Origin of the sequence: Nocardioides lacusdianchii (assembly GCF_020102855.1) — a bacterium.
GTDB classification, from domain to species: domain Bacteria; phylum Actinomycetota; class Actinomycetes; order Propionibacteriales; family Nocardioidaceae; genus Nocardioides; species Nocardioides lacusdianchii.
Genome location: NZ_JADHZD010000011.1, coordinates 83,810 through 107,812, shown reverse-complemented (window position 1 = coordinate 107,812; position 24,003 = coordinate 83,810). Strand labels below are relative to the sequence as shown.

Below are 24,003 nucleotides of genomic sequence, written 5' to 3'. Positions count from 1 at the left end.
TCAGGTGTTGTAGCGCAGCAGCGAGATCACGCTGAAGATCAGCGCGACCAGCAGCACGACGCCGAGCACGGCGAGCAGCGGGGTGACCTTGGGGCGCGGGCCGGGTGCGTTGAGGGGCTGGTTGGTCGTGGGCATCTCGCGGTCGTCGTCCATGCCTGCACCCGTACCCCGGGACCGGCTCGGGATGCGCCCGCTGCCGCGAGGAACCGGGGGCCTTGCCAGCGTCGGTCGCAAGGCCCCCGGTGGTGGGTCGGGGTCGTACGCACTGCGTGAGCACGGCGACCCGGACCCGTCGCGCGTCATCTGGTCCCCCGGCTGTCCGGCGCGCACCACTGACGCTAGGCGCCACGCTGTCGGCTGGTCAGGGCCCTTGGTCCTGAGATGCGAAGGACTCCTGTGCCGTGGGGCCGGCCCCGCCCGGCTGCGCCTCGCCGACGTCGGGCTCCTGTCCGTCCGCCCCGTGGTCGGACGCGTGGTTCAGTCCCGCCCAGAACCGTGAGCGCACGGCGCTGGACATCTCGGCGGGCTCCTCGGCTTCGTGGTGCTCGTCCATGACGACCCCTCTGTGTGGCCGGCCGGTCCTCCCGGCCTGCCCTCCACGGTGCTCCGCGGCCGCAGCGGCGTACAGGGCCGAACGGCCCGGACATGCACGAGGTCCCTGTGGGTGCGCAGGGCCGGGTATGGCGGGTATGGCAGGGCCGGGTGGTGGTTACCGGGGGTCATGGCACCGAAGGACGCAGCCGTCGCAGCGTCGGACAGCTGGGTGGACCCGGACGGGTTCCGTGCGCCGGCCGGTCTCGTGCACGCGTGGGTGCGTGGCACCAACCAGACCGTCTGCGGCGTGCAGATCGGCAGGGCGCGGCTGTACCGGTTCTCGCACGTGCAGTGGGTCGACGCACAGCCCGCCACGGGACGGGACGCCGACGAGGTGCGTGAGGTGTGCCGCAAGTGCGCCGCCGGGATGGGTGCGCGGCGCGACACCAAGCCGTGGCGTCGGGACAACCCGCGCCCCTGAGAGCGACGAGCGACCAGGTCGCCGAGAGGTGTGTCCAGCCCTCCCCAGATGCGGCCCCCCGGGGGGCTGCGTAGGGAGGGCACACATGTTCCGCGCGTGACGCTCCTCGCCGCCTTCTTGAAAAGGAGCGTCCCCAGTTGGGACTGCCGAAGGTCGACCCACGGTGGTGAGCGTGTCACCGCGAGCGGGCAAACTGTCCGACGCGCCAAACGTACACCCCTAGGGGGGACCGGACATGGAAAGAGACCCCCATCGGGGGCCTCAGACCTGGTCGTGGTGGTGGGCGATACTGGGTTCGAATTCTATTGCCCGGGCAGCGGCGATACTGGACAGAAGTGGTCAATAGGCCGCTGACCTGCGGTAATGGGACTTTGTATCGCCTCTCGACGTGGACGCAAGCGGACACTTTCTGCCATCCTTGTTGCACGTTGTTGCACGCGAGGGGAAATCAGGCATGGCACGCAGGCGCGGTTTCGGAGCTATCCGGAAGCTCCCGTCCGGACGTTGGCAAGCCTCCTATCTCGGCCCCGACACGCTCCGACACAAGGCGCCAGTCACCTTCGAGACGGCTGAGGATGCCGAGGGTTGGCTCACGGACCGACGTCGTGAGATCAAGAGTGAGGACTGGACCCCGCCCACGACCAAGCCGCCGATCACGTTCGGGGAGCACGCCGAACGCTGGCTGACGAACCGCACCCTCAAACCCCGCAGCCGCTACCACTACCGAAAGATCCTCGACGCCAAGCTGCTGCCCACCTTCGGCGACATAGCGCTCAAGCACATCACCGCCGACCTCGTCGATGACTGGTACTACCGGCTCGGGGACTCGACCCCGACGTCTCGAGCGCACGCCTACGGGCTGCTGCGGACCATTCTCGGAGACGCCGTGCAGCGTCGTCTCATCACGCACAACCCGTGCCACATCCGCGGCGCCGGAAATGTCAAGCGTGCCAAGCAGATCGAGCCGGCGACTCTGCCCGAACTCGAAGCGCTCGCCCAGGCCATGCCGGAGCGCTACCGACTGATGGTGCTGCTCGCCGCCTGGTGTGGCCTCCGGTTCGGGGAGATCACCGAGCTACGCCGACAAGACGTCGACCTCACCGGTGGTGTCGTGAAGATCCGTCGCGCAGTGGTGCGAGTCGATGGACAGTTCATCGTCGGCACTCCGAAGTCAGACGCGGGCACACGAGACGTCACGATCCCGCCGCACCTGCTGCCCGCAGTGAAAGCACACTTGGCCGGCAACATCACCGGAGGCCGCGAAGGACTTCTCTTCCCCGCTGCCGGAGACCCGACCAGACACCTGGCACCCGCCACGCTCTACAAGGTCTTCTACAAGGCCCGTGAGGAGGCAGGAAGACCCGACCTGCGTTTCCACGACCTCCGCCACACAGGGGCCGTCCTGGCCGCCAGTACGGGCGCCACGCTCGCCGAGCTCATGGCGCGGCTCGGGCACTCCACGGCAGGCGCAGCGCTGCGCTATCAACACGCGGCTCAGAACCGCGACAAGGTCATCGCCGAAGCGCTCTCAGACTTGGTGACGAGGACTCCGTCATGAGGGTGGGCTCTCATGTCGCTGACGCCATGAATGCCGCCAAGATGTAGTTCGGGTGACGATCGAGGTTGTTGCGCGCACGGTCGTAGCGCATCGTGGTGCGCGGGTCGGCGTGGCGAGCGGCGATCTGGACGTCGCGCAGGTCAACGCCGGCGTCGAGCATCGTGGTCACGAAGGTGTGGCGCAGCATGTGTGGGTGCATCCGAGCGGTGGTGACACCCGCGGACCTGGCTAGGACTCGTAGCCTTCGGGTGGCGGCGTGCCGGTCCATCCGTCGGCCATCTCGGTTGAGGAGGATCGGACCGTCTTGGCGCTCATCGATCGCTCGGTCGATGGCGCGGGCAACAGCCGGTGGCAGCGGGACTTGGGCCGTCTTGTCGCCCTTTCCATGAACGGTGAGCACGCGATGGCCACGAGCTTCGCCAAGCGCCTGGATCTTCGAGCCGGTAGCTTCAAAGATCCTCAAGCCAAGGAGACCGAGCATGGCGACGAGGGCGAAGTCGTTGGGGTTGGCGGAGTCGCGTCCTGCGGTGAGCATGGCCTCGAACTGCAGATGGCTGAGGCCGAGCGTGGGCGACTCTTGCGGCACGTGAGGGCGTCGGACGTACTCGGCCGGTGAGTGCTCGAGCACCCGGTCGATGACGCAGGTTCGATAGAACGTGGCGAGCACGGAAAGGCGCCGGGAGACTGTCGAGGGCTGCAGACGTCGCACTTCTTGAAGCCAGCGTAGGTAGAGCTCGATGTGAGTTCGCTGCGCTTGCAGTGGCATGAGGTCATGTTCGACGCACCAACGCAGGTAGGCGTTGAGGTCGGAGGCGGTGTGGGCGCGGGTGCGTCCCTTGTAGCGGGCTAGGTGGGCGGCGACGGCGAGGCGCAGCATGGGGTCATCAGCGTCGATCAGTGCTGGAAGGGTGTCGGTGTCCATGCATCTACGACGCGCCGCACCTGCCCGCCCGTCAATAGACGTGCTCCGCTCGCGCTCCGCGAGCAGTTTCGGGCAGATCGTCTCTGGGTCACCCGCATCTGCCGATGACCGGTTGCGCTGCTTATTGAGAATGGCATGTTGCGACGACACCGCCGCTGTTGCCGTGTGGCCCTTGTGGTCACGCTCGTTGTGCCTGGTGGCCTACGGCGCCCGTGGGTTGCTCCTCCTCGTCGGACTCGGCTTCGAGCCGAGCCCGCAACGCCGCCAGGCCGCGTGATGAGTGGCTTTTGACCGTGCCGTCGGAGATGTTCAGTTCGCGGGCTGTCTCGTGCACGTCAAAGCCGAGCCAGTGCCGCAGCACGATGACCTTGCGCTGCATCTCCGGGAGCCGTTGAACGGCCTCGATGAGCGCGTCGCGCTCGTCAACGGGGAACCCAGCCAGCGCGGCTGGGTCACCGGCTGCATCGAGGCGCGCCGTGCGAACACGACGGCCCCGCAGGCGGTGGTTATCGACGTTTGCTCGCATCAAGATGGTGCGCACGTAGGCCTCGGGGTTCCCGTCAGAGGAGATGCGTGGCCACGCCGTGTAGAGCCTTGTCAACGCGACTTGAAGCAGGTCGTCGGCGTCGTGCCAGTTGCCACACAGGGCGTATGCGATGCGTCGGAGGTGGTCCTGTCTGGACAGGACGAATGCCGAGTAGGCCGCTTCGCGTTCTGCTCGCCTCATGAGGTTGCCGGAGCGCCCGGGTAGTCGATGCCTGGTACGGCTTCTCCGCAACCCTGGTGCTCGGACTCTGCCAAGTAGGTGATGTCGACGTCCTCACCAGGAAGCATCCGAGCGACCACGCACAACAGCGCCCCGTCAACGTCGATCGTGCCAACTGCGCTGGGCACATCAGCGGGTGCCTGGTCGATCCTCGCCGGAGTGGATTGCTCCACGACGGTGGCCCCATTCTGAGCCGTCAGACCGCCGTCGCTGTCCAGCGTGACCCAGTCGCCGTGGAATGAGCCGTCGCTGAACATCTGCGCCGTGTTCAGAACCGTGAGTTCATGCACCCACTGCCCAAAGTTCCGGGACGAGGTCGCCTCTATGTCGGATCCCCAGCCCGACCGCCCGCGGACGACGGCTGCCATGACCCACCTGCGCTCGCCCCTGTAGTCCACCACGGCGGCCGCTGACGTGACGTCCTTGTGAGGGACCGGGTTCTCGACCTGTCGCACGATGGTGACACCGTCGGCCACCTCAAGCGCGGCGGTGTCGAGGTCGTAGCGGAACAGGGCGGTCGGAGGGGACGGCGTGCTCGTGGGCGACTCCGGTGCCCCAGAGTCGCGCTCAACGCTGCCTGCGTCGGACGCGACGATGTCCTTGCCAGAAACCGAGTCGACGCCGGGCTGGACGGCCCAGACGACACCGGCGGCAGTTAGTACGGCGGCCGTTGCCCCGACGGCGAGGCTTGCCCTGCGTCGTGCGCTGGCACGGCGGCCAACGGCCAGCCTGTCCTCGATCGCCCGATGCTCAGGACCACCCGACGTGGCCTTCTCGAAACGGTCCATGAGGTCCATCGCTGCTCCTGAGTTCGTACCGATGCTGTCACACACAAATACGCAGAAGAGGCGGATCGGTTGTCATCAAGTGCCGACTGAGGTACCGGCTCCAGGACCGGAACCCCGTCCCGAAACAACGGCGCCACATCTAGTCCCCGCATGTCGATGGTCTCTACGCTCGCCCGGATCTGCCGCGATGCGCGGGGGCTGCCGCGATCAGGTCGTCTTCTGAGCACCGGCGGCGGCCGGCGCTGCCGGGGTGAAGCCTTCGGCGGCGAGCCAGGCTCGGGCGCGGCCCCGCCGCCGTTCCGCGGAGTACACATACCAGCGATCTTGAAGGTCGGGCCAGCCTGTCAGCTCGTCTCTGAAACGACGGAACGCGCCCCGACCCTCCAACGCCCGCGCCAGTAGGCCGGCGAGGTCTGGTTCGGCGACACCGGCCACGAACAGCTCCATGTCGCGATAGCCAGCGCGTGAGCCCTCGCTGACGACCCACAGCCAGCGTTCGCCGTCGTCGAGGTCCTCATCCTCCCCCTCCTCCTCGCTCTCGAGCCCGCACTCAAACACCGCCTCGGGCCACACCTCGCCGGTGTGAAGATCAATGCGGCCGCCTCCCGCGACCGCATCTCCCTCGAGCACATCAACGAGTTCGTCGAGATCGACCGGCAAGCTCCTCAACAACGCAGCTTGCTCAGCCCCCAGTCTCGCCGTCAACGCCGCAACCAGATCCTCGTCGCCCTCCCAGTACCTCTCGCGCAAAGCGGTCACGCACCGCTCAGCCAGCCCGCGCGCTCCACCGACGTTCTGAGCCAGCGCCGCGAGCAGCCCATCACCGATCAACTGGAGCGCGTGACCTGGCCAGGGACCCGCGCGGAGCAGCGACACCAGCGCCTCTCCATCCGCCGTGAACACGGCAGCGCGAAACTCTCGTAGCCGCTCTCGCTGGGACATGACGGCATTCTTCCCATCGCTGCCATCCCGCGCACTACTCGCGGCAGATCCGGACGTTTGGCTAGATCGTCAGGAGACCATCTGCGCCGCCCGAGGATCCAAGGCGCACGGACAGCCTGCCCACCTGTCGGGGCTGTGGTGGAACCTAGGTGCCTGCCCATCTCGTCGGAGGGGTAGAGACGAACAGGAGCGCTGATGGACCACGACGGAGACTTCTCCGCCTACGCGGCGGCGCGCTGGGGCAACCTCGTGCGTTCTGCCGTGGTCCTCGGGTGCACGCTCGAAGATGCGCACGACTTGGCACAGACGACCTTGCTTCGCTGCTACCTGGCGTGGGGCAAGGTCTCCAAGGCTGATGACCGAGACGCGTACGTGTACCGGATCCTGCTGAACTCTCACAAGGACAGTCGTCGGCGCCGGTGGTGGGGGGAACGCCCGACCAGCGTGCTCCCTCAACAGCACGTCCCCGACTCAACCCCGCAGGTGGAGATCGCCGACGCCCTTCGCCGTGCGCTGGACGACCTGAGCCGGGAACACCGTGAAGTGATCGTCTTGCGCCACCTGGCGCAACTGAGCGAACAGCAGACAGCCGACATCCTGCGCATCGCCCCCGGCACCGTGAAGAGCCGCCTCTCCCGTGCGCTGGGGCAACTAGCGGGCAACAGCCACATCGCAGACCTCGCCGAAGGACGCCCCCGATGAGCAAAGACGCACCCGCCACGCTGACTCGACTTCTGGACGAGATGCCCGTCGGACAGCCGCCGCTCGCCGACGTCCTTGCTTCGGGCCGGGCGGCGAAGCGCCGCCGACGACGCGTACAGGTCGGCGCGGTGTCGCTAGTCGTTCTCGTGGTGATGGGCGGCTCCTTCGCCTTCTCCCGCTTGGGGCCGACCGGCGGCGACACGCTCGTCGCAGACGGCGCCACCAATGGGAACGGACTCAACGCCACAGTCGAGGCGGGTGACGATGCCCTCACCAGCAGGGGACTGGCGAGCGGAGAAGCCGCGTGGGATCCCGACGGCGGCGGCCTGATGTACGCCAGCCGCGGCGGCTACAGCAGTTCTTGTCCACCGACCCCGGCCGTCACCGACCGTGACGGCACGCTCTCCTTGCAACTGGCACATGCGGACGTGAACGCGGTGTGCACCGCCGATGCCGTGCCTGTTGTGGTCACCGTGACCGGATTGGCGTCGCCCCCAGAGCACCTCACCGTGTCCGAGGAAGGCAACCCGACAGAAGTCGTGGAAGTAGTCGTCAGTACCTCCGCCAACACGGTGAACCTGCCCACCAACGACTGGAAGCCGGGCGAACCCGGACACCAGGCGCTGCTCACAGGAACGCTAGCGCTGGACGAGAACGGATGCGTTGCGCTGGACCACCCACCCGCAGGTACACGGACCTACGCGACCTGGCCCTCCGGGTACACCGCTACCAGTGACGAGGACGGACTGGTGACCCTCCGCGATTCCGAAGGCAATCCCGCGGCACGCAGCGGCGACACGGTCCAGATGGGAGGCGGGTTCCACCCGGCTGACCGCATCGACCCACACCCGTGCCTGCCGCAGGGACAACAAGAGATCGCCTCCGTACAGTCGGAAGTCACCGTCGTCCCCCCACCGCAGCCCGGCGGGAGCGAGCCCAGTCCAGACACCGTCTACGGCGGCCTCTCCTGCCCCTTCGCGGAACAGACCAGCGTGGCCTTGGACATTCCCGGTCCGGGGCAGCCCACACCCCAAGAAGCCGTCGTCCCGTTCCTCGGCTCACTGTCCATCAGTGCTGTCCACACGAAAGAGCGCGCCGCCCAAGTCATCGCCAGCGATGCCGACGGAGCCGCCCTCATCGTCTACTCCCTCACCCAGCAAGAGGACGGCTGGTGGCCCGACGGGTACACAGAATGCCGCCGATGACACTGGCCGATGGCCCGGGAAGCAGAGTTCGAACCGAGTACGGATCTCGGCACGTGCGGATGCGCTGCTCGCGGCAAGTCTGAGGATGGAGACAGGGCTTGTCAGGGGCGACGGTTTAGGGGGCCGGTCCTCGTCGGCTCCCCGTCTGGGTCCAGCAACTCCATCCGCGCGTAGCGGCCGAAGTAGCCGTCGAAGACGAACAGCGCCACACCGTTCTCTACGTCGTCGTCGAGGATGCGACCCGTCGCATCGTCAATCGCTCGTGCCACGCTCACGGACGGGTCAGCGACCCATCCGCCCACGACGGACATCTCGTGAGTGTCCCCGCCCCAGCCTCCCCAGGTCATCCAGACATCTCGCTCGTTGGTGGGACGCGCGCTGCCCATGCAGTGGCCGTTGGGTCGCCACACCCCGTAGTGGTGAAGTTGCAGACCGTAGAGCCCACGGCGCTGTACGCCGCTGTCGTCCTCGAATGCCACGGCCCCCACGTAGTGGTCGCCGGTCCGCCTTTCTCGGACTATCTCGACGGAGTTCTCAACCGGGCGGTAGTCAGCCGTGACGATAGAACGAACGACATCGCCGGGCTCGGGTGAGACGCTCATCTCGCACCTTCCGATCGGGGCGCCAGTGGCACCAGATAACCCTCAACGTAGGTGCGCAAGCGGCGCGACGGTATCGGGGATACCCCTGAGTTCGACGGCCGCTCATCGGCGGATCCGCGAACACAACGCGGCAGATCCAGACGTTGCGGTTCGGTCACGCAAAGGCCCACATGCCCACGTCGAAGCCATACTCAGGTGCGTGAGGGTCACCTGCGGGGCAGAGATACACGCGGCGGCTGTCGCAGGTGTGCTGCTGGCTGCCATGTCTGGCTGCTCCAGCACGGCCGAACCCGCCCGGAATGCGTCCGACAACAGGCAACAGGCGGCGACGCCCGCGAACAGTGCGTTGGACCAACCCCAGGCCCTCCTGGCTCCAGGTGACGCACCATCGTTCGAGAAATTCGACGACGCCCGCTACAACGTGACCGCCGGTGTGAGTCCCGAAGGCTGCGTCACAGTCACTCTGGAGGACGGTCGGACCTTGCTGCTCTTCGCGCCATACGGTTCCCGCTTGTCAGCAGAGTCGCCGCGCATCCGTCTGACCGGGGACTACGACTCCTTCGATGTAGGCGATTCAGTCGCACTGTCGGGCTGGGTGCAAGACGTCTGGAAGGCGGTAGGCATGAGTGCGCCGACTGAGTGGCGACGTTGCGTGGGTGGTCGGGGTGACCACGAGCCCATGCTGGTCGTCGCCACCAACGACGACTGACGCCCAGCATTGGGGCGAGGCTCCCTCATCTGCATGTGCAGAAGCACGGGTCGCGGCATGTGCGGTCGTTTCGGGCGGTTGTCAGGTGGCCGGTTCGAACGCACCCGGTGGCCGCTGGAAACCACACGTGACGGCCTCGCCCGCTCCGGTCGTGACGGCTACGTCGTATGGGTCGCCGTCGTTGACCCAGACGGACGTACCGCCCTCATACCAGGAAACCATCGGCCTCTCGTCGGGGGTCGAGAAGGTCAACGTCTGATCGGGCTCAATCCAGAAGTCCTCACCCAGCGGCTCGGCAAGCACGCAAAGCAACGCCTTCCCGTTGTTCACAATGGAGACGCTCGCCATGCCTCGACCCTAACTGCGGCGTCCGCTCATCGGCATGAGCGGTCGCACGGGTCGCGGCAGATCCGGGCGAGCGTAGCCGCCCTCAACGCGGCAGATCCGGTCGTATGGGTGAGGGCTGCTTTGATCGGGGTTGGGACCACACCTTCTGGCTCGACAGGTCACTCAGCGAGATCGCGAACGATGGCTTCGCGTTCCGCTGGGGGCACGGTGTCGGCGACATACACGCTGTACAGGGTGTTACTGACGGAGGCCGCGAGGACGGCGGTGGGGGGATAGCCGCGCACGACACTCACGCGGACCTCAGGTGACCCTTGGGTGAAGAGAGGACCTTCCCCAGTCACGTCGAGGCACTCGGCCTCCCGAGCCCACCCGATCTTCTCGCCAACCTGATTGGTGTAGCCCAGTCCTTGATAAACGACTCCCTTGAACCGGACTAACGGCGTGCACTCAGACGGGAGCGCACCAGCAGTGGGGCTCGCCGTCGTCCCGCCCTCCGGGGAGCCATCGACGCGCACCGATTCGCGCTGGTTGGTGCAGCCTGCTGTTGCCGCCAATACGAGAACTGCACACGATGCGATTCGAAGAGACACGACACCTCACTCTGGCAGTAGAAACTAAGACGAACGACGGCCTCTCATGGTTCCAGAGCACTGACGAACGTAATGGTCGTCGCTCGCGTGACTCCCGTAGGTCGCGCAGCCGCCGACAGACTGACGCTAGCGAACGAGTACGCGCTCATCGGCAGATGCGCGCACCATCAGCGGCAGACTGCGACGTTCGCGAAGCATCGACCTCGGAGCGTGTGCCGGCTAGAGGCTCGACCGCCACGGGTTCATGTCGAGGCCGGGGTAGCGCTGGCTGACGCCGGTCAGGGTCTCGACGGTCCAGTAGGAGTGTCCGGGCGGGGGGAAGCCGAACAGCTCGAGCTGCCGGGGGTTGGCTTGCTCGACGAATGTGTACCAGTGCGGGTTGTGGCTGCGGTCGGCCCAGGCATGTCGGTGGGCCCACTCTGCTTCTGCCGGCCGGTAGTTGAGGTGCATCGTGAACCGGGACCCGCGTGGCTGGGTGATGGCGGCACCTCTGTGCACCGTTTGCGGCTGGAAGGCCACGACGGTTCCTGCTGGGCCGGCCGCCGGTGTCTCGATCTCGTACAAGTCGGGCCGGCCGGCCGCATCGACGAAGCCTTCGTCGTCCTCACTGACGGCATGTGCGGGGAAGAAGTTCGGTTTCGCGGGTAGTTCGTCGGTGATGCTGGACCGTCGAACCATCCGTGGTGCACCTAGCTCGGGGGTGACCTCCGACAGGAAGACGAAGAGCTCGAGCTGTCGGAATTGAGGTGCACTGGAGGGCGCAAGGATGGTGTGGTTGAGGAAGTCACGATGGAGGTCCTGGTCGTAGTCGGCTGCTCCTTCGTACTTGCCCCACGCTTCCGCGGAGTACAAACGGATGTCTTGCGTGCCCAACAGCGCTTCGGCGAGGGAGACGAGGGCAGCAGAGACGGGGACACGGCACAGCGCAAGGCTGGTGAACGGGAAGCTGTCGATGCCGTTGAACTCGTCGCCGATGAAGCGGGCGTTGCGTGCGGGGTCGATGCCGTCGTGGAAGTCGTCGGCATTGGGGAACATGAGCTCCAGGTCGTCGACGGCTGGCGCCAGGACGTCATCTGGGAGATAGCTCGGCAGGATGACGAAGCCGTCGTCGACCCAAGACTGCACTGCTCTACTCATGTCCATACACCAGTTCTACGCGGCTGTTATGGCCGGCGCACTCGATTTCCTACGCCTTGCAGCCAGCCGGAAGCTGGGAACTCTCCGCGAATTTCGGCGCCACGGCCGCGAACACTGAACGCGGCTACGTCGGTGACGTGGCACGGTTCGCCGACCGCAACCGGTTCGCGTCGCACTGCGGTGCCTGAAGCGACGCCTGTCCGACGTCGTCTACCGCCAGCTCGTCGCCGACGCCCAGTTCGCTCAACAGCAGGATGGAGCGGATCCGGGAGGGCACTGCGGGGCGACTCTCCAATCCAGCACGGCCGACTCGCACCCGCTCATCGGCACTTTGGATCAGCCACTTCCCGGACCCGCGAAGCCGACGCTACGCCGACCATCAGCCAGCCGGAAGACCCTCACTCCAAGCACCCGTTGACACAGAGGGGTGCCAGATCCGGGCGGGCGTAGCCGCCCTCAACGCGGCAGATCCGGGCGAGCGTAGCCGCCCTCAACGCGGCAGATCCGAATGTTCTTCCGAAGCACCGATGTCGGCTGGGTAGGGCTGCTCCTTAGCCTGCGGACTCGCTCTGCGCCACTACGGGAGCGCCAGCCGTACGGCCTCGCCGCACGGGCTTCAGCATGACAGCGAGAGTGGCCCCCACTAGTCCTCCAAGGGAGTTCAGGACTAGATCGTCGACATCGCCGAACGACCCCGAGAGCATCTGCCACACCTCCACAAACACCGACAGCGCCAGCGCGCTCGCTACCCCGACAAGTACTTCTCGGCGATCCGACAGGACGGCGGCCATCCAGCCGACCGGAACAAGCAACGCGACATTCCCGAAGACGTTGACCAGGCCCAATGCCCGGTTCACGCTGCCGAGTTCGCCTCGGATCGACTCGCCGAGTCTCCAACTGAACTCCCCGTCGGGGCTCGCCAGGGTGCCTCGCGCTGTCACGACGAGCACAACTAGCACCGAGAACACGAGCATGACCGCCGCCGCCGTACGAGCGGTTCGGGAACGGTTCACCGTGACGTAGGTAGCCGCAGCGAGCCCGACAACGGCCACGAGGAGAGTGGGCAGCGGACCAAGCGGGAGGTACCGCCAGACGTCGTCGTCGAACATGGTCCGAACCTAAGGGTGGGGACGCCTCAACCCCAGCGACTCGCCACGGACGGCGATGCACCGCACCCGCTCATCGGCAGATCCGGTAACACAATCGTGTCGATGGGCGGCGGACGCATCAGCTTCCGGCCGGCGAACCGGGTGCCGGGTTGGGTTCAGGTCGGTTGCTCACCGATACAGCCGGACGCCCCAAAACGGTCCGGAGGAGCGCCCGCATCGTCGCGCCAAGTTGGCCGACGAAAGCCAAGATCGATGACGCTACGACGGCCACGCCGATCCAGCCACACCACCCGAAGTCGTCGGCGCCTCCTGCAGCGCGACGGCTCGATTGACGTTCAGTGACGGACCCGGATTCCGCACCGCCGCACCCACCTCGAAAGCCTTCAAAACCGAGCGGCACGCATGCTACGAAGGTCCGTAGTTCGGTCCGCCCCTTGGGGCGGGCCGGGCGTCATTTCAAGGCTAGGTGACGAGTGCTGATGGGCGGTGACGGGCGTGCACGGTGGAATCAAGTTCTACCGCGGCTCGGCGTCCGCTGCGCGCTCCTACGTCGAGGCCGACCGTTCCCGGGTTGATGACTACTACCTGGCCGAGGGCACCGGGGTGGCCGAGCGATACATCGCCGCGACTCCGCCGAGGGAGGGGGGACGCGGTGTTACCGCAGTCCAGGACGGGGGGACGCTCGATGGGGACGCCTATGAACGCTGGGTCGCGGGCTACGACATCGAGACCGGAACGCCGAAGGGGCGGCTGCGCGACGACTCGCACGCACTCCGGTTCGTCGAGGTCGTCGTCAACGGCCCGAAGTCGTGGTCGGTCGCCGCCGCACTTAACCCCGATATCGCGGCGGCGTACGACGCGGCGATGGACCGAGCCGCAGGTGAGGTGATCGGGTGGGTGGGCGAGCACGCCACCACCCGCGTCGGGCCGCGTGGTCGGCAGTTGCAGGTACCGGTGGAGAAGCTCGAGGCCGCGGTGGTGCAGCACTACACGTCGCGTGCCGGTGACCCGCACCGTCACCTGCACGTGCAGATCAGCGCACGCGTCTTCGCGCGTGGGGCGTGGCGTGGCCTTCACTCGGTCGGGGTGGTGGACAGCATCGAGGCGCTCAACGGGATCGGGCACGCGGCCGTGATGTGCGACCCCGAGTTCCGGGCAGCCCTGGCTGCGCGGGGGTACACGCTGGATGACGACGGCGAGATCGAGCAGCTCGCGCCGTACGTCGGACGGTTCAGCCAGCGCGCCGCGCAGATCGGCCGCAACGTCGATCGGTACGAGGCTGCTTGGCGAGCATCGCATCCCGGCACCGAGCCCGGGCCGCGGCTGCGCCAGACGTGGGACCGACGTGCGTGGGCCGACGCGCGACCCGACAAGGTCGTGCCACGCAGCGGCGCCGACCTCGTCGCCGCATGGAACAACGAGCTGCGCGACCTCGGGTTCAACCCACCCACCATTCCCGCGACGGAACCGGGTCTGCATATCGGTCGACTCAACCGCGACGTCGCGGCCGATCTCGTGCTGACCCGGCTCGGGTCTAAGCGGTCGGCGTGGAACGCCCCCGACATCCGCGGTGAGGTCGAACGACTGATCGCCGCCGTCGGCGTCGTCGCGGAACGTGGGGTGCGGCACGAGCTGGTCGAGGACATCGCCGAGCGTGCCCGGACACGGTGCGTGCCATTGCTGGACCGCGACGACGTCCCTGAGCACGCCCGCAGCCTGACCTCCGAGCGGGTCCTTGCGGTCGAGGCCGACCTGATCGAGAGCATCGCCGCACGCGCCGCGCGGCCGGTGACCGACGCGGTCCGGGTCCGCGGCCCCGTTGATCTGGCGCGGCTCGACCCCACGCAGCGACGTATCGTGGCGGCGCTGGCCGGCGGCGCCGGTCTGCTCGTGATCGAAGGCGCCGCCGGCACCGGGAAAACCACGACCCTCGCAGCGGCACGCGACGTACTCGACGCCGCCGACCGTCGACTCGTGGTCGTCACCCCCACCCTCAAGGCCGCTCAAGCAGCCCAGCAGCAGGTCGGCGCCGACGCCTTCTCCGCAGCCTGGCTCATCCACCAACACGGCTACCGGTGGGATGAGGACGGCCACTGGTCGCAGACCGACGCCACACCTGAGGCCCGCGCACGCCTGCTTCCCGGCGACGTCCTGCTCGTCGACGAGGCCGGCATGCTTGACCAGGACACAGCCCGCGCGCTGTTCGCCATCGCCGACCGAGCCCACGCCAGGGTCGCGCTCCTCGGTGACCGCCACCAGCTCCCGGCAGTTGGGCGTGGCGGTGTCCTCGACCTCGCCGCGCGCTGGGTGTCACCCGCAGCCCGTCATGAGCTCGAGTCGGTCCACCGGTTCACCGATCCCGCGTACGCCGACCTCTCACTTCTCATGCGTTCGGGTGAGCGGCCCGGTGAGGTCTTCGACGCCATCCTCAAGCGCGGGCAGATCGTCCTTCACGCAACCGACGTCGAACGCACCGCAGCCCTCGCCGCCATCGGCGCCGACGGTGTCGATGGCAGTGTCAAGGATGGTGCCAGGGATGGTGAGCAGCTGATCATCGCCGACACCCGCGACCAGGTGAGTGCGCTCAACGCAGCCATCCGCGACCGCCGTCACGGCTCTGACACACGACTTGGTGAGCCATCTGGTGAGCGGGCTGGGGACAGTGCTGGCGAGCCTGTCACGCGTCGTGGTGAGCAAATCGGCCTCGGCGACCGAGTCGCGACCCGACGCAACGACCGCGACCTCGAGGTCGCCAACCGTGACACCTGGACCGTCGCCGGTGTCGGTGAGGACGGCAGCCTGTTGGTGGTCGGTCGCGCCGGGCAGCGCGCGCTTCCCGCCGAGTACGTCCGCGAGCACGTCGAGCTGGCATTCACCACCACTGCCTACGGGGCCCAGGGCGAGACTGTCGACTCGGCACACATCGCCCTCGGTGAAACACCGGCGCGGCGTCGGCGTACGTCGCTATGACCCGGGGCCGTCACCACAACGTCGCCCACCTCGTCGCCGAGACGGTCGATGACGCCCGCAGCCAGTGGGTTGAGGTCTTCAGCCGTGACCGTGCGGACCTCGGACCCGCCCAGGCCGCCCAGAGGGCCGCGGACGACATCGACCGGTATGGACCGAACGCGCCCTCACCCGCAACCACACCGGCGCCCTCACCCGCGACCGCACTGCAGGCTGCGGCACTGCGCGACGGGCCGCGGCGCACAACCCCGCCGGTCCCATCCACCGTGCCGCCGTCCCGCGGGATCGGTCGCTGATCCGGGTTTCCCCAAGGGTGATCGCTCGAGGGACCAGCGACGACATAGGTGACTACGGAGACGCCGACCTCGACACGGATGACCATCGCATGACCAACGGATGGCCAGCGGATGTCCGATCCGCACAGCAGGCCGTTGCTTTTCCGGGAGAAGGCCCTCGAATCCGTCGACGGCCACGACGAAAGGCGACGTGATGGTGACACCCATCGGCATCCCCGACGACTGGGACGACAACAACCTGATCCTGTTCGAAGAGTTCTGCGACCTCATCCGCACACCCCAGCGCACCGTCCGCGACTGGCGCCAGCGTGGCGTGGGACCCAGGTGGACCCGCTTCCAAGGCGTCGGCCGGCTGTACATCACCGTCGCCGAAGCCCGACGCTTCCTCGCCTCAGCGACCATCACGCACACGGAGGTGGGCTCGGATGGCTGAACGACGCACCATCCCCGTCTACCTCAGCCTCGAGGAGGCCGCCGAGGCCATGTCGGTCTCGACCAAGACCATCCGCCGCTGGATCGCCGCCGGCAACCTCCCGGCGTACCGCTGTGGCAAGCGCGCTATCCGGATCAAGCTCGAGGACCTCGAGGCCACCCCTCGACAAATTCCCGCCGGGCATTCCTGACGATCGGTGGGCCCCGCTGACAGCGGCCGCACCGCCGAACGACACAGCAAGTCATGCCAAGCATTGGCCGGATCAGCGTCGGTCTTGTTGCACGTATGTTGCACGAGAGGCCCTTCCCCGGATGGGAAAGGGCCTCTCACCTGCAGCTACTCGGGTGGGCGATACTGGGTTCGAACCAGTGACCTCTTCGGTGTGAACGAAGCGCGCTACCACTGCGCCAATCGCCCGCGACGCCGGAACGATATCCCATGGCGGCAGCGCCACTGCAATCAGGGGGTCCGAGGTCCGCTCAGGACCGGTCGGCGGCCTGCTCGCGCTCGGAGCCCTCGCCCTTGATCTGGCGGCGCAGCTCCGCGGCCTTCTCCGGGTGGCCGTGGAAGCGGCGGTAGCTGTAGACGATCAACGCGATCGCGATGAACGCCGACGCGACCTGGGTGATGCCCGTCCAGATCCCGCCCGGCAGCCACCACGTCTCCGACACCGGCCACCACTCGGGCGCCGGCGGCTTGATGATCCAGAGCACGCCGCACGCGGCCAGCGCCACGGCGCCCAGGCACGAGGCGACGATGCGCGGCCACGTCTCCACGCCCTCCGCCGCACCCAGGAGCGCGCGGATGCGGACGGGCTCCACGCGGCGCTCGGCCCAGTCGTACTGCTGGGAGAGCAGGGCGAGCCCGGCGAAGATGCCGAGCAGCCCCGGGCCGGGCAGGAAGATCGCGGCCACGCCCAGGAGCAGGAGCACCCACCCCAGGATCTCGAGAGCGATGCGCTTCGCTGCCCCTGTCATGGGGAAAACCTACCGGGCTGCGCCACACGCCCACGCAGGGCTCTAATCGCATGTAACGTCAAGTTCATCATGAGTCCGGGTCAAGATCCGGTCTAAACCAGTGTTGACCATATTTTGTCGTTTCGCATCACGAGGGGGTCCGGATGTCGTCTCATGAACAACTCAATCCGGCCTCACCCCCGGGCGCACCCCAAGGAGCCTCCATGAACATGTCCGGTAGCGGGCACACCCTGTCCGATGTCGCGTTGGACATCACGGTCGAGTGCATGGACGAGCGCGGCATCCGCCACGAGATCGACACCGTCCTCGGCTACCGAAGCTCCGACCCCTTCGCCGTGGCGATGACGTTCATCACCTCCGACGGCAACCTGGTGTGGACCTTCGGCCGCGACCTGCTGATCCGGGGCACCGAGAGCCCCTCCGGCGACGGCGACGTGCACGTGTCCCCCACCGTCGGGGTCAGCGGCCGCGCGATGGTCAGCATCGAGCTGAGCTCGCCCGACGGGCACCTCGTGCTGCTGGCCCGAGCCGGCGACATCCACGACTTCATCGCCCGCACCGCGGCGCTCGTCGCGCCGGGCACCGAGTCGGACTTCTTCGACGCCGACCTGCTCATCAGCCAGGTCCTCGCGTCCTGAGGCGCTGCCCGGTCCGCGGCTCAGCCGTGGGAGTGCTGGGCGATCCAGCTGCGGTGCAGGCCTGAGTAGACGCTGCCGTGCTGGGCGACCAGCTCGGTGTGCGGTCCGCGCTGCACGACGCGGCCCTTGTCGACCACGATCACCTCGTCCGCGCTCTCCGCAGTGGAGAGCCGGTGCGCGATCGTCACGGACGTGCGCGACTGCATGAGTCGCTCGAGCGCGCGGCCGATCTGCATCTCCAGCGACGGGTCCACCGCGCTCGTGGCCTCGTCGAGGACCAGCAGGTCCGGGTCGGCGAGGTGGGCCCGCAGCAGCGCGACGAGCTGGCGCTCGCCGGCCGAGAGCGACTCGCCTCGCTGGCCGACCTGGGTGTGCAGGCCGCGCGGGAGGCCGGCCACCCAGTCGTCGACGCCGAGCTCGACGGCCGAAGCACGGATCTCGTCCTCGGTCGCGTCGAGCTTGCCGTAGCGCACGTTGGCGGCGATGGTGTCGTCGAAGAGGAAGCCCTCCTGCGGCACGAGGACGACGCTGCGGCGCAGCGACCCGGCGTCGATGCGGCGTACGTCGATGCCGTCGAGCAGCACCGAGCCCTCGGTGGGGTCCATCAGGCGGGTGAGCAGCTTGGCGAAGGTCGACTTGCCCGACCCGGTCTCCCCCACGATCGCGACCCGGGTGCCGGCGTCGATGGTGAGGTCGATGTCGCGCAGCACCGGCGGTCCGGCGGGGTAGGCGAAGGTGACGCGGTCGAACCGCACGTCGATGGGGCCGCGCGGCAGCGCCTCGCCCTCGGGGCCGGGGTCGATCAGGTCGGCGGGGGTCTCGAGGATCCCGAGGACGCGACGCCAGCTGGCGATGGCGTTCTGCGCGTCGGTGAGGATCTGCGTGCCCATCTGCACGGGGCCGACGAACAGGGTGACGAGGAACGCGAAGGCGAGCACCCGTCCCGGGGTCATGTCAGAGGTGAAGCCCAGCAGGATCCCGACGATGATGACGCCGGCGTTGGCCAGACCACCCGACAGGCCGCCCAGGGAGAAGGACGTGACGGTGTAGGTCTGGGCGTGGGTGTAGGCGTTCTGCCAGTCCGAGATCGCGGTGTCGATGCGGCGCTGGGTGCGGTCCTCGACACCGTAGGTGCGGACCACGGCGGCGCCGACGACGGGCTCGGAGATGGCGCCGAGCAGGACGCCCACCTGCTGGCGTACGACGGTGTAGGCGGCGGAGAGCTTCTTCTGGAACCAGCGGATCGAACCGAAGAGCGGTGCGAAGCAGAGCCACACGACTGCGGCGAGCTCCCAGCTGTAGAACAGCATCAGGACGGTGGCGACCAGGATCTGCCCGATGCTGACCACGAAGATCAGGCCACCGAACACCAGGAACTGGCTCACCTGGTCGACGTCGGAGGTGACGCGCGAGACCAGCGCGCCACGGCGCTCGGTGTTCTGGGTCAGCAGTGGCAGGTCGTGGACGTGGCGGAAGGCCTTGGTGCGCAGGGTGGCCAGGCCGTGCTCGGAGGTGGTGAAGAGCCGGTTGGTCATGGCGTAGGACGCGACGCTCGTGACGACGATCGCGAGGGCGGCGAGCACGCCCATCCAGGCGACGAAGTCGAAGCGGGGGCCGCCGGGGCCGTTGAGCCCCTTGTCGAGGGTCTGCTGGACCGCGATGGGCACCACGATCTGCCCGCACGAGGCGATGACGGCCAGGGCGAGCGTCCAGCCGAGGCCCTCGCGGAGCTCCGGGGAGTACTTCATGCCGAGGCGGATCGTCGCCCAGGCGCCGATCTCCTCGCCGGAGTCCATCTTGGTGCCGGAGGTGGGTGCGGTGGCACTCATCGCGTGGTCCCCTCTGCGCCGGCACCGGCACCGGCGTCTGCGTCTGCGTCGACCTCGTAGGCGTTGACGAGCTGGGCGTAGGCCGGGCTGGAGGCCAGCAGCTCGGCGTGGGTGCCGCGCCCCACGATCCGACCCCCGTCGAGGTGGATGACCTCGTCGGCCAGGGAGATCGTGGCCTTGCGGTAGGCGACGACCACGAGCGAGGCGGCGGACCCGCCGACGTCGTCGCGCAGCGAGGCGAGGATGCGTGCCTCGACCTCGGGGTCCACCGCGGAGGTGGCGTCGTCGAGGATCAGCAGCCGGGGCTGGCGCACCAGCGCACGGGCCAGGGACAGCCGCTGGCGCTGGCCACCGGACAGCGACGTGCCGCGCTCGCCCAGCAGGGAGTCCAGCCCCCCGGGCAGGGCCGCGACGAAGCCGTCTGCCTGCGCTGTGCGCAGGGCCGCCCACACGTCCTCGTCGGGGACGTCAGCGCCCAGGGTGACGTTGTCGCGGACCGTGTCGTCGAACATGAAGGCGGTCTGCGGGACCAGCGAGACGCTGCGCGAGAGCTGGCCCTTGCGCAGCTGCGTGACGTCCTGCCCGTCGACGCGGACCGTGCCCGAGTCGGGATCGACGAGTCGCGTCATGAGGCTGGTCAGCGTGCTCTTGCCCGACGCAGTCGCGCCGACGAGCGCGACGGTGCGCCCCGGGCGTACGTCGAAGTCGACTCCGCGCAGCAGGGGCGTCTCGGCGTCGTAGGAGTAGTGGAGATCCTGGACCTCGAGGAGGGCGCCCTCCTCGGTGCGGGGCAGCTCGGCGTCGCCCCACTGCATCGACCCCTGCGCGTCGAGCACGGCCTTGGCGCGGCGGTAGCCCACGACCGAGCGCGGGAACTCGCCCAGCAGCCAGCCGATGGCGCGGATCGGGAAGGAGACGATGGTGAGGAGGTAGGCGACGGTGACGACGTCGCCCGCGTCAGTGGCACCGCTGGTGACGCGCGCGACGCCGACGGCGAGCACCACGAGGACGCCGAGTCCCGGGAGGCTGGCCAGGGCCGGGTCGAAGATCGCGCGGATGCGGCCTGCGCGGATGTTGACGTCACGCAGCTCACGGGCCTTGGCGCCGAAGCGGTCGGTCTCCTCGGTCTCGCGGCCGAGGGTCTTGACGACCATGGCGCCGTCGAAGGACTCGTGGGCGATCTCGCTGACCTCGGCGCGCAGGCCCTGCGCGCGAGTCATCAGGGGCGAGGAGTAGTGCTGGTAGAGGAGGTTCGCCGCCACGACGGCCGGGAAGACCAGCAGCCCGACCAGGGCCAGCACGACGTCCGCGACGAACATCTGGACGACCGCGATGACCATCATCACGACGGTGCCGAGCGCCATGGGCAGCGGCATGATCGGCGACCAGGCGGCCTCGATGTCGGAGGAGGCGTTGGACAGCAGCTGGCCGGTCGGGTGGCGCTGGTGCCACTCCATCGGGAGGGAGAGGTACTGCCTGGTCACCGCCCGACGGGTGTGCGACTGCATCCGGTAGTACATGATGCCGCCGCCGAGGCGGCGCGCGACGATGCCGACAGCGCGCAGGATGGCCACGGCCATGAAGAGCGCGAAGACCCAGACCAGCATGTCGGTGCCGATCTCGCCGTTGTCGAAGGCCGGGATCAGCACGTTCTCCGTGGACCAGCCGAGCACCCAGGCGTCGGCCACGGTGAGCACACCGAAGAGGACCGCCCCGAGGGTGGCGACCGTGAAGACCTTGGGCTCGCGCTTGACGCCGACCCACAGGACCCGGAAGCCGTCGCGCGTGGTGGTGCCCTTCAGCTCCGCGTCCTCGCCCACCGGTGTCGCACCTCGCCTGTCCGTCTCGTCCGCCGACCACGTCGGTTGCCGAGCGCAACCAACCAGCCGGGTCAGGCTATTCCTCGGGACCGACAGCGGACGAATCGGATCGACCGGACGGGTGGGGTCAGGCGCGGATGCGGGACAGGAAGCCGCGGGTGCGCTCCTGCTGGGGGTCGCCGAGCACCTGCTCGGGGCTCCCCTGCTCGTGGATCCGCCCGGCGTGCAGGAAGCAGACCTGGTCGGCGACCTCGCGGGCGAAGCCCATCTCGTGGGTGTTGAGCAGCATCGTGACGCCCTCGTCCTTGAGCTCGCCGAGCAGGTCGAGGACCTCCCCCACGAGCTCGGGGTCGAGCGCGCTGGTCACCTCGTCGAGGAGCATGAGCCGCGGGTTGGCCACCAGCGCCCGGGCGATGGCCACGCGCTGCTGCTGGCCGCCCGAGAGGTCGTCGGGGCGGGCGGTGGCCTTCTCGGCGAGGCCCACGCGCTCCAGCATGGCGAGGCCACGGGTGCGCGCCTCCTCGGAGCCGACGCCGTGCACCAGCCTGAGCGCCAGGGTGACGTTGCCGATGACGTCGAGGTGCGGGAAGAGGTTGTAGGACTGGAAGACCAGCCCCATCCGCGATCGCACCTCGTCGCCGTCGACCCGCGGGTCGGTGATGTCGCGGCCCTCGAAGGTGATCACGCCGTCGTCGACGACCTCGAGGAGGTTGACGCAGCGCAGCAGCGTCGACTTCCCCGAGCCCGACGCGCCGATGAGCACCACGCACTGGCCGGGCTCGACCGAGAGGTCGACGTCGCTGAGCACGACGTGGTCGCCGAAGGACTTGCGCACGCCCTCCAGCCGCAGCAGCTCGGTGCTCACAGATGGCCTCCTGCCCCGTGGTAGCCCTTCTTGCGGGCGTAGCGGTCGGTGAGCCTGGCCATCGGGATGGTGAGGCAGCAGAACAGCGCGCCCGCGACGACGTACGGCGTGTAGTTGAAGTCGAGCGACGTCTCGATCTGCGCCCTGCGGATGGCGTCGTAGACCCCGAGGACCGCGATCAGTCCGGAGTCCTTCTGGAGCGAGACCAGGTCGTTCATCAGGGCCGGGATCACCCGCCGCCACGCCTGCGGCAGCACGACGTGGCGCAGCGTCTGGCCGTAGGACAGCCCCAGCGAGCGACCGGCGAGCCGCTGGCTGGGATGCACCGACTCGATGCCGGACCGGAAGACCTCGGCGACGTAGGCCGAGTAGGAGAGCACGAGCGCGGTGCCGCCCCAGAACAGGGGCGAGGTGGGCAGCCCCTGCAGGCGCAGGGCGGGACCACCGAAGCCGAGCAGGAAGATCACGAGCAGCAGCGGCAGGCCGCGGAAGATGTCGACGTACGCCGTCCCGAGGAGCCGCAACGGGAACGCGACGGGGCCGCGCAGCGTCCGCACCACCGCGACCGTGAGGCTGAGCACCAGGATCAGGACCCAGCAGATCGCCATGACGCGGATGTTGAGCCAGAGCCCGTCGAGCACCGCCGGGAACGACGAGACCGCCTTGTCCCAGCTGAAGTAGGTCTCGCGGACCCGGTCCCAGCCCGGTGAGCTGACCACGGCGCCAGCGAGCGCGCCGAGCAGGAGCAGGGTGCTGGCCGCCGCGATCGCCGCGCTGCGGAGCGTACGACGCCTCCGCCACTCGTCGCGGTCGCGCTGGACCGCGGACGGCGCCCAGTCCCCAGCGGCCGTGGAGGCCACCCGTTCCGGCATCAGGACAGCTCGGGTGCGCCCTGCTGCGCCAGCCACTCCTGGCTGATCTGGTCGAGGATGCCGTCCTCACGCAGGGCGTCGACGGCGCCGGACACGCAGTCGGTCAGCGGGCTGTCCTTGTCGAGCACCGCGCCGAACTGCTCGGGCTCGCCCGCGGGCAGCGGCAGCTGGCCGACGATGGTGCCGTCGTCGAGCTGGACGGCCGTCATGAAGTAGGCGGTGGGCAGGTCGACGACGATGCCGTCGATCTGGCCGTTGTTCAGCGCCTGCACCGCCTGGTCGTTGGTGTCGAAGACGGCCGGCTCCTCCGAGGGCTGGATCTGGTCGATGATCGCGGTGTAGCTCGTGGTGCCCACCTGGGCGCCGAGCTTGGCGTCGGCGAGGTCGGCGATGCTGGTGACGCCGTCGATCGAGCTGCCCTTGTTGGTGATGACCGTCTGCACGACGTCGTAGTAGCCGGACGAGAAGTCGACAGCGTTGCGGCGCGCCTCGGTGATGGAGACCTGGTTGACGTCGAAGTCGAAGTCCTTCGGGCCCGGCTGGACGACCTTGTTGAACGGCACGGTGACCCAGGTGACCTGGTCCTGGGTGTAGCCGAGCTGCTCGGCGATGGCGTAGGCCACCGCGGACTCGTAGCCCTGGCCGTTGGTCGGGTCGTTGTCGACGAACCACGGCTCGTAGGCCGGGTCGTCGGTCGCGATCGTCAGGGTCCCGTCGGCGATGGTCTCCATCGAGTCGGGCGTGCACTCGTCGGCCGCGGGCGACTCCGACGAGCCGTCGGCGGCGCTGTCGGAGCCGGAGTCGGCCTCGTCGGTCGGGGCGCACGCCGTCAGGACGAGGGTCGCGGTCGCGGTCGCCGCGAGGACGAGGTGCCGCATCGAGCGCGGCCGGGCGGTCTTCAGCATGGGCTGAT

At 68.3% G+C, this 24,003-nt stretch carries 26 protein-coding genes and 1 tRNA gene; 9 read left to right on the top strand and 18 right to left on the bottom strand.

Annotation, left to right across the window (positions count from 1 at the left end; all coding sequences use genetic code 11):
• Together IRX98_RS15890 and IRX98_RS15885 are read right to left on the bottom strand one after the other, a co-directional pair.
• Window positions 1-153: a hypothetical protein gene (locus tag IRX98_RS15890; RefSeq protein ID WP_224278407.1), complete on the bottom strand. Its 153-nt coding sequence runs from the start codon at window positions 151-153 to the stop codon at window positions 1-3.
• 208 nt (window positions 154-361) lie between these two features.
• Complete coding sequence (locus IRX98_RS15885) at window positions 362-553, bottom strand: hypothetical protein (RefSeq protein WP_224278404.1); 192 nt, start codon at window positions 551-553, stop codon at window positions 362-364.
• A gap of 168 nt (window positions 554-721) precedes the next feature.
• Here IRX98_RS15885 and IRX98_RS15880 point away from each other — a divergent pair, with 168 nt between their 5' ends.
• On the top strand, window positions 722-1,015 hold the full coding sequence (locus IRX98_RS15880; protein ID WP_224278402.1) for a hypothetical protein: 294 nt from the start codon (window positions 722-724) through the stop codon (window positions 1,013-1,015).
• 454 nt (window positions 1,016-1,469) lie between these two features.
• Window positions 1,470-2,573: a tyrosine-type recombinase/integrase gene (locus tag IRX98_RS15875; RefSeq protein ID WP_224278400.1), complete on the top strand. Its 1,104-nt coding sequence runs from the start codon at window positions 1,470-1,472 to the stop codon at window positions 2,571-2,573.
• 10 nt (window positions 2,574-2,583) lie between these two features.
• On the opposite strand, the gene IRX98_RS15870 is transcribed toward IRX98_RS15875, so the two are convergent.
• From IRX98_RS15870 to IRX98_RS15855, 4 genes are all read right to left on the bottom strand, one after another.
• Window positions 2,584-3,495: a tyrosine-type recombinase/integrase gene (locus IRX98_RS15870; RefSeq protein WP_224278398.1), complete on the bottom strand. Its 912-nt coding sequence runs from the start codon at window positions 3,493-3,495 to the stop codon at window positions 2,584-2,586.
• A 178-nt stretch (window positions 3,496-3,673) separates the two neighbouring features.
• Complete coding sequence (locus tag IRX98_RS15865) at window positions 3,674-4,222, bottom strand: SigE family RNA polymerase sigma factor (RefSeq protein ID WP_224278396.1); 549 nt, start codon at window positions 4,220-4,222, stop codon at window positions 3,674-3,676.
• Window positions 4,219-5,058: a hypothetical protein gene (locus IRX98_RS15860; protein ID WP_224278393.1), complete on the bottom strand. Its 840-nt coding sequence runs from the start codon at window positions 5,056-5,058 to the stop codon at window positions 4,219-4,221. Before IRX98_RS15860 ends, IRX98_RS15865 begins: the two co-directional genes overlap by 4 nt.
• Window positions 5,059-5,256: 198 nt before the next feature.
• Window positions 5,257-5,991, bottom strand: coding sequence for a UPF0158 family protein (locus IRX98_RS15855; RefSeq protein WP_224278391.1), 735 nt, complete (start codon window positions 5,989-5,991; stop codon window positions 5,257-5,259).
• A gap of 195 nt (window positions 5,992-6,186) precedes the next feature.
• On the opposite strand from IRX98_RS15855, the gene IRX98_RS15850 reads away from it, so the two are divergent.
• Window positions 6,187-6,693, top strand: coding sequence for a SigE family RNA polymerase sigma factor (locus IRX98_RS15850; protein WP_224278389.1), 507 nt, complete (start codon window positions 6,187-6,189; stop codon window positions 6,691-6,693).
• Window positions 6,690-7,898, top strand: a complete 1,209-nt coding sequence (locus IRX98_RS15845) for a hypothetical protein (protein ID WP_224278387.1) — start codon at window positions 6,690-6,692, stop codon at window positions 7,896-7,898. Before IRX98_RS15850 ends, IRX98_RS15845 begins: the two co-directional genes overlap by 4 nt.
• 101 nt (window positions 7,899-7,999) lie before the next feature.
• Here IRX98_RS15845 and IRX98_RS15840 read toward each other — a convergent pair whose 3' ends face one another.
• A complete protein-coding gene (locus tag IRX98_RS15840) occupies window positions 8,000-8,500 on the bottom strand; it encodes a hypothetical protein (protein ID WP_224278385.1) in 501 nt (166 codons plus the stop codon).
• A 199-nt stretch (window positions 8,501-8,699) separates the two neighbouring features.
• Between IRX98_RS15840 and IRX98_RS15835 the strand changes: the two genes are divergently transcribed.
• Window positions 8,700-9,209, top strand: a complete 510-nt coding sequence (locus IRX98_RS15835) for a hypothetical protein (protein ID WP_224278383.1) — start codon at window positions 8,700-8,702, stop codon at window positions 9,207-9,209.
• An 81-nt stretch (window positions 9,210-9,290) separates the two neighbouring features.
• Here the strand turns inward: IRX98_RS15835 and IRX98_RS15830 are convergent, their stop codons facing one another.
• The 4 genes from IRX98_RS15830 to IRX98_RS15815 all read right to left on the bottom strand — a co-directional run bounded on the left by IRX98_RS15830 (window position 9,291) and on the right by IRX98_RS15815 (window position 12,393).
• Window positions 9,291-9,557, bottom strand: a complete 267-nt coding sequence (locus IRX98_RS15830) for a hypothetical protein (RefSeq protein ID WP_224278382.1) — start codon at window positions 9,555-9,557, stop codon at window positions 9,291-9,293.
• A 158-nt stretch (window positions 9,558-9,715) separates the two neighbouring features.
• Complete coding sequence (locus IRX98_RS23775; protein WP_224278486.1) at window positions 9,716-10,072, bottom strand: DUF6281 family protein; 357 nt, start codon at window positions 10,070-10,072, stop codon at window positions 9,716-9,718.
• Between the two features lie 294 nt (window positions 10,073-10,366).
• On the bottom strand, window positions 10,367-11,272 hold the full coding sequence (locus tag IRX98_RS15820; protein WP_224278381.1) for a phytanoyl-CoA dioxygenase family protein: 906 nt from the start codon (window positions 11,270-11,272) through the stop codon (window positions 10,367-10,369).
• Window positions 11,273-11,835: 563 nt separating this feature from the next.
• Window positions 11,836-12,393 carry a VanZ family protein gene (locus tag IRX98_RS15815; protein WP_224278380.1) on the bottom strand — a complete coding sequence of 186 codons (558 nt, stop codon included), beginning with the start codon at window positions 12,391-12,393 and terminating at the stop codon, window positions 11,836-11,838.
• Window positions 12,394-12,888: 495 nt separating this feature from the next.
• Between IRX98_RS15815 and mobF the strand changes: the two genes are divergently transcribed.
• From mobF to IRX98_RS15800, 3 genes are all read left to right on the top strand, one after another.
• Window positions 12,889-15,363 (top strand): MobF family relaxase, encoded by a 2,475-nt coding sequence (gene mobF, locus IRX98_RS15810; protein ID WP_224278379.1) that lies wholly within the window; start codon window positions 12,889-12,891, stop codon window positions 15,361-15,363.
• A gap of 486 nt (window positions 15,364-15,849) precedes the next feature.
• Window positions 15,850-16,089: a hypothetical protein gene (locus IRX98_RS15805; protein WP_224278378.1), complete on the top strand. Its 240-nt coding sequence runs from the start codon at window positions 15,850-15,852 to the stop codon at window positions 16,087-16,089.
• Entirely contained in the window at window positions 16,082-16,279 is a 198-nt protein-coding gene (locus tag IRX98_RS15800) for a helix-turn-helix domain-containing protein (RefSeq protein WP_224278376.1), read from the top strand. Before IRX98_RS15805 ends, IRX98_RS15800 begins: the two co-directional genes overlap by 8 nt.
• Window positions 16,280-16,434: 155 nt before the next feature.
• On the opposite strand, the gene IRX98_RS15795 is transcribed toward IRX98_RS15800, so the two are convergent.
• Window positions 16,435-16,506, bottom strand: a tRNA-Val gene (locus tag IRX98_RS15795).
• Window positions 16,507-16,568: 62 nt separating this feature from the next.
• Complete coding sequence (locus IRX98_RS15790) at window positions 16,569-17,066, bottom strand: PGPGW domain-containing protein (RefSeq protein WP_224278373.1); 498 nt, start codon at window positions 17,064-17,066, stop codon at window positions 16,569-16,571.
• A 203-nt stretch (window positions 17,067-17,269) separates the two neighbouring features.
• On the opposite strand from IRX98_RS15790, the gene IRX98_RS15785 reads away from it, so the two are divergent.
• Complete coding sequence (locus IRX98_RS15785) at window positions 17,270-17,704, top strand: SsgA family sporulation/cell division regulator (RefSeq protein ID WP_224278371.1); 435 nt, start codon at window positions 17,270-17,272, stop codon at window positions 17,702-17,704.
• A 20-nt stretch (window positions 17,705-17,724) separates the two neighbouring features.
• On the opposite strand, the gene IRX98_RS15780 is transcribed toward IRX98_RS15785, so the two are convergent.
• From IRX98_RS15780 to IRX98_RS15760, 5 genes are all read right to left on the bottom strand, one after another.
• Window positions 17,725-19,533: an ABC transporter ATP-binding protein gene (locus IRX98_RS15780; RefSeq protein WP_224278369.1), complete on the bottom strand. Its 1,809-nt coding sequence runs from the start codon at window positions 19,531-19,533 to the stop codon at window positions 17,725-17,727.
• Entirely contained in the window at window positions 19,530-21,353 is a 1,824-nt protein-coding gene (locus IRX98_RS15775; RefSeq protein ID WP_224278366.1) for an ABC transporter ATP-binding protein, read from the bottom strand. Before IRX98_RS15775 ends, IRX98_RS15780 begins: the two co-directional genes overlap by 4 nt.
• 127 nt (window positions 21,354-21,480) lie before the next feature.
• Window positions 21,481-22,218: an amino acid ABC transporter ATP-binding protein gene (locus tag IRX98_RS15770; protein WP_224278364.1), complete on the bottom strand. Its 738-nt coding sequence runs from the start codon at window positions 22,216-22,218 to the stop codon at window positions 21,481-21,483.
• A complete protein-coding gene (locus IRX98_RS15765; protein ID WP_224278362.1) occupies window positions 22,215-23,090 on the bottom strand; it encodes an amino acid ABC transporter permease in 876 nt (291 codons plus the stop codon). Before IRX98_RS15765 ends, IRX98_RS15770 begins: the two co-directional genes overlap by 4 nt.
• Window positions 23,090-23,995, bottom strand: coding sequence for an ABC transporter substrate-binding protein (locus IRX98_RS15760; protein ID WP_224278361.1), 906 nt, complete (start codon window positions 23,993-23,995; stop codon window positions 23,090-23,092). The genes IRX98_RS15765 and IRX98_RS15760 overlap by 1 nt, the downstream gene beginning before the upstream one ends.
• Window positions 23,996-24,003: the final 8 nt, after the last annotated feature.

Bases quoted from the DNA above. Each gene is read 5' to 3' on its own strand.
- IRX98_RS15880 (WP_224278402.1), top strand. From the start codon at position 722: ATGGCACCGAAGGACGCAGCCGTCGCAGCGTCGGACAGCTGGGTGGAC.
- IRX98_RS15875 (WP_224278400.1), top strand. From the start codon at position 1,470: ATGGCACGCAGGCGCGGTTTCGGAGCTATCCGGAAGCTCCCGTCCGGA.
- IRX98_RS15855 (WP_224278391.1), bottom strand. From the start codon at position 5,991: ATGTCCCAGCGAGAGCGGCTACGAGAGTTTCGCGCTGCCGTGTTCACG.
- IRX98_RS15840 (WP_224278385.1), bottom strand. From the start codon at position 8,500: ATGAGCGTCTCACCCGAGCCCGGCGATGTCGTTCGTTCTATCGTCACG.
- IRX98_RS15845 (WP_224278387.1), top strand. From the start codon at position 6,690: ATGAGCAAAGACGCACCCGCCACGCTGACTCGACTTCTGGACGAGATG.
- IRX98_RS15885 (WP_224278404.1), bottom strand. From the start codon at position 553: ATGGACGAGCACCACGAAGCCGAGGAGCCCGCCGAGATGTCCAGCGCC.
- IRX98_RS15760 (WP_224278361.1), bottom strand. From the start codon at position 23,995: ATGCTGAAGACCGCCCGGCCGCGCTCGATGCGGCACCTCGTCCTCGCG.
- IRX98_RS15780 (WP_224278369.1), bottom strand. From the start codon at position 19,533: ATGAGTGCCACCGCACCCACCTCCGGCACCAAGATGGACTCCGGCGAG.
- IRX98_RS15790 (WP_224278373.1), bottom strand. From the start codon at position 17,066: ATGACAGGGGCAGCGAAGCGCATCGCTCTCGAGATCCTGGGGTGGGTG.
- IRX98_RS15890 (WP_224278407.1), bottom strand. From the start codon at position 153: ATGGACGACGACCGCGAGATGCCCACGACCAACCAGCCCCTCAACGCA.
- IRX98_RS15850 (WP_224278389.1), top strand. From the start codon at position 6,187: ATGGACCACGACGGAGACTTCTCCGCCTACGCGGCGGCGCGCTGGGGC.
- IRX98_RS15865 (WP_224278396.1), bottom strand. From the start codon at position 4,222: ATGAGGCGAGCAGAACGCGAAGCGGCCTACTCGGCATTCGTCCTGTCC.
- IRX98_RS15805 (WP_224278378.1), top strand. From the start codon at position 15,850: ATGGTGACACCCATCGGCATCCCCGACGACTGGGACGACAACAACCTG.
- IRX98_RS15800 (WP_224278376.1), top strand. From the start codon at position 16,082: ATGGCTGAACGACGCACCATCCCCGTCTACCTCAGCCTCGAGGAGGCC.
- IRX98_RS15870 (WP_224278398.1), bottom strand. From the start codon at position 3,495: ATGGACACCGACACCCTTCCAGCACTGATCGACGCTGATGACCCCATG.
- IRX98_RS15765 (WP_224278362.1), bottom strand. From the start codon at position 23,090: ATGCCGGAACGGGTGGCCTCCACGGCCGCTGGGGACTGGGCGCCGTCC.
- IRX98_RS15830 (WP_224278382.1), bottom strand. From the start codon at position 9,557: ATGGCGAGCGTCTCCATTGTGAACAACGGGAAGGCGTTGCTTTGCGTG.
- IRX98_RS15815 (WP_224278380.1), bottom strand. From the start codon at position 12,393: ATGTTCGACGACGACGTCTGGCGGTACCTCCCGCTTGGTCCGCTGCCC.
- IRX98_RS15860 (WP_224278393.1), bottom strand. From the start codon at position 5,058: ATGGACCTCATGGACCGTTTCGAGAAGGCCACGTCGGGTGGTCCTGAG.
- IRX98_RS15785 (WP_224278371.1), top strand. From the start codon at position 17,270: ATGAACATGTCCGGTAGCGGGCACACCCTGTCCGATGTCGCGTTGGAC.